Annotated in this window: 3 protein-coding genes and 1 pseudogene; 1 reads left to right on the top strand and 3 read right to left on the bottom strand. The window is 74.5% G+C overall.

The window, feature by feature from the left end; translation table 11 throughout:
- Nucleotides 1-63: 63 nt before the first annotated feature.
- Nucleotides 64-1,293: a DNA polymerase IV gene (gene dinB / locus CTKZ_RS19625; RefSeq protein WP_200829837.1), complete on the top strand. Its 1,230-nt coding sequence runs from the start codon at nt 64-66 to the stop codon at nt 1,291-1,293.
- Between the two features lie 51 nt (nt 1,294-1,344).
- Here the strand turns inward: dinB and CTKZ_RS19620 are convergent, their stop codons facing one another.
- The 3 genes and pseudogenes from CTKZ_RS19620 to CTKZ_RS19610 form a co-directional block, all read right to left on the bottom strand.
- The gene (locus tag CTKZ_RS19620) at nt 1,345-1,839 is read right to left on the bottom strand and encodes a hypothetical protein (protein ID WP_124344495.1); all 495 of its coding nucleotides are present in this window, start codon (nt 1,837-1,839) and stop codon (nt 1,345-1,347) included.
- A gap of 73 nt (nt 1,840-1,912) precedes the next feature.
- On the bottom strand, nt 1,913-2,344 hold the full coding sequence (locus CTKZ_RS19615; protein ID WP_235843567.1) for a hypothetical protein: 432 nt from the start codon (nt 2,342-2,344) through the stop codon (nt 1,913-1,915).
- A 155-nt stretch (nt 2,345-2,499) separates the two neighbouring features.
- A pseudogene (locus CTKZ_RS19610) lies at nt 2,500-2,802 on the bottom strand (pilus assembly protein); the annotation flags it as partial.

The following is a 2,802-nucleotide window of genomic DNA, read 5'->3' as shown; positions in this document are numbered from 1 at the left end:
CCCCGCCTGACCGCGCAGCCGCATCCCGCACCACCCCCGGACGGAGGACACCCCTGGCGGCATGTGGGTGGTCGGTTCGAACATGTGTTCGTGAGCGAGTCCCCCGCCCGTCGCGCGGCGATCCTGCACGCCGACCTCGACGCGTTCTACGCGTCCGTCGAGCAGCGTGACGACCCCCGTCTGCGTGGCCACCCGGTCGCCGTCGGGGGTGGAGTGGTCCTCGCGTGCTCGTACGAGGCCAAGCGACGCGGTGTGAAGACCGCGATGAGCGGACGTCAGGCGCGGGCGCTGTGCCCCGACCTGGTCGAGGTACGGCCTCGCTTCGACGCCTACGTCGAGGCCAGCCGTGCCGTGTTCGACCTCTTCCACGCGACGACGCCGCAGGTCCAGGGCGTGTCGATCGACGAGGCGTTCCTCGACGTCGCGGGCCTGCACCGCATCGACGTGCCGCCCGTCGAGATCGCGGCCCGGCTGCGCCGCCAGGTCCGCGACGAGGTCGGCCTTCCCATCACGGTCGGGGTCGCCCGCACCCCGTTCCTCGCGAAGGTCGCGTCGCGCGTCGGCAAGCCCGACGGCCTCGTCCACGTGCCGCCCGACCGTGAGGACGCCTTCCTGCACCCGCTCCCCCTCGAGCTGCTGTGGGGCGTCGGCGAGGTCACCGCTGCGAAGCTGCACGGCTACGGCCTGCGGACCGCCGGAGACGTCGCGATGCTCCCCGAGTCCGTGCTGGTCGGGGCCCTGGGCCCCGCCGCGGGGCGGCACCTGCACGCGGTCGTGCACGGCCGGACGCCGTCACGTGTCGAGACGGGACGCCGACGCGGCTCGATCGGCGCCCAGCGCGCGCTCGGACGCGGCCCGCACGACCCCGCGTTCGTCCACGCCGCCCTGCTCGGCCTCGTCGACCGCGTCGCGCGCCGCATGCGCACCGCGCACCGCACCGCCCGGACCGTCGTGCTGCGGCTGCGCTTCGAGGACTACACCCGCGCCACCCGGTCGCGGTCGTTCCGGCACGCGACGTCGTCCGGCACCGACCTCGCAGCCGCCGCCGTCGCGCTCCTCGACTCCGTCGCCCCGCTGATCCGCGAGCGCGGGCTCACCCTCGTCGGCGTCGCGCTGACGAACCTCGAGTCAGACGACGTCGTGCAGCCCCAGCTCGCGCTCGACGGCCCCGACCTCGGTGCGCTCGACACGACCCTCGACTCGCTCGCCGACCGGTTCGGCAAGCGTTCCGTCACGCGCGCCAGCCTGCTGCGCACGGGCGACGGCATCGCCGTCCCACTCCTCCCCGACTAGCGCCGGCGTGCCGCGCACCAGCGGGGGGTGGAGACGTGTCGCGCTGCTCGCTCACGCTGGTCGACCCAGACCCACCTGCGAGGTGGCGCGCAGTGTCGCCGGCGGGGCGTAGGGCGCAGGCCAGCTCTGGATCAGGTAGTGCTCGAGGACCTCGAGCGTCGAGCCGTCCCAGTAGGAGTCACGACCCCGTGCGTGCACACGCAACCGGTAGCAGCCGGGCCCGTGCGCATCGAGAGGATCGGGGGGCTCTTGCCCCGGGGTCGGATCGACGCCTGCCGCCCGCATGGGAAGTTCTGTGGAGGTCTCCAGGGAGACTTCGCCCACGTCCTCCCACGTGTCGTCGACCGCCTCCGGCGGCCCGTCAAGGGGCTCGGTGGTCAACCGGACAAGTCCGGTGGCGATGCCGGTCACGACGGTGCAGTACGTGCGCTTCACCCGCCCGATCACCCCGTGCTCGTCCGCCGGGTCGTCCAGGAAGGGCTCTCCGATGTCGTGCCCGACGATGAACTGGTGCCAGTCGACGAACGCGTCGGCGCTCCTGGGCATGTTGACCTCCCGCGTCAGCTGATGACCTTGACGAAAGACTGGTCTGTCGAGCGTCCGCTCGTCGCCGGGACTATCACTCGGCGCGGGCCGACGACTCCGCCTCCACGGTGACGCCGTCCGACCACGCCGACAGGATCCCGCCGACGACCGGGACCCGGACGACCGCGCCCAGCCGGACGTGCGCCGATCGGCCGTCGGGGCTCGTCGCCTCCAGCACCCGCACGGTGACGAACGGCGCCGTCGCCGCCGGGTTGTCCCGCAGGTAGGTCTCGGTGGCGGCGCGCACGCTGGCGTCGGACAGGTCGATCCCGCCCTGCGACGGATCACCCTGGCCGGCGCCGGGGGCGAAGTAGCCCGGGTCGGCGAGGGCGTCCGCCGCGTCGAGCGCCACGACGTCCGCCAGGGCGACGAGACGCTTGCGGTCGAGGTGCACGGCCGTCGCCGCGGACACCACGAGCACGAGCAGCAGCGCCACGACGACGAACCCGAGCGTCAGCAGCAGCACCTGCCCCTCGTCGCCGCTGCCAGCTGCTGCGACCCGGCGCCGGATCACCGCCCCCACCCGGCCCGACCACCTGTCGGACGATGACGTCGGACGCTCCCCTGCCCGAGAGTCGCCCGTGGGTCGCACCGACCCGGCCGGCACGCCGGCCCGCGCACTCATCCGCGCGCCCGGTAGGTGTCGACCGGCGCGACCCGCTCGGCGCTCACCGGGATCTCGAGCGGGACCGCGTCGCGGACCACCGTCGGCACGAACGGCAGCGGCACGACGACCTCGACGCGCGCGGTGACGCGCGAGCCGGGTGCGAGGCACGGCGTCGACGTGCACGTGAGCCGGAGCGCGTCGGCCGGGTCGTCGTCGAAGCCCTGGTCGCGCAGCGCCACGCCCGTCGCCGCCGCCGCGCGCGCCGCCGCCTGCTGCGGGTCCTCCGCGGCGACGGCGGTCCGCGCCGCCTCGCGCGC

It is taken from the genome of Cellulomonas algicola, assembly GCF_003851725.1.
GTDB classification, from domain to species: Bacteria; Actinomycetota; Actinomycetes; order Actinomycetales; family Cellulomonadaceae; genus Cellulomonas; species Cellulomonas algicola.
Note: the sequence above shows the minus strand (reverse complement) of the source record. Positions and strands in the feature narration are given on the sequence as shown.

Coding starts and splice junctions, on each gene's coding strand:
- CTKZ_RS19620 (WP_124344495.1), bottom strand. CDS start 1,839: ATGCCCAGGAGCGCCGACGCGTTCGTCGACTGGCACCAGTTCATCGTC.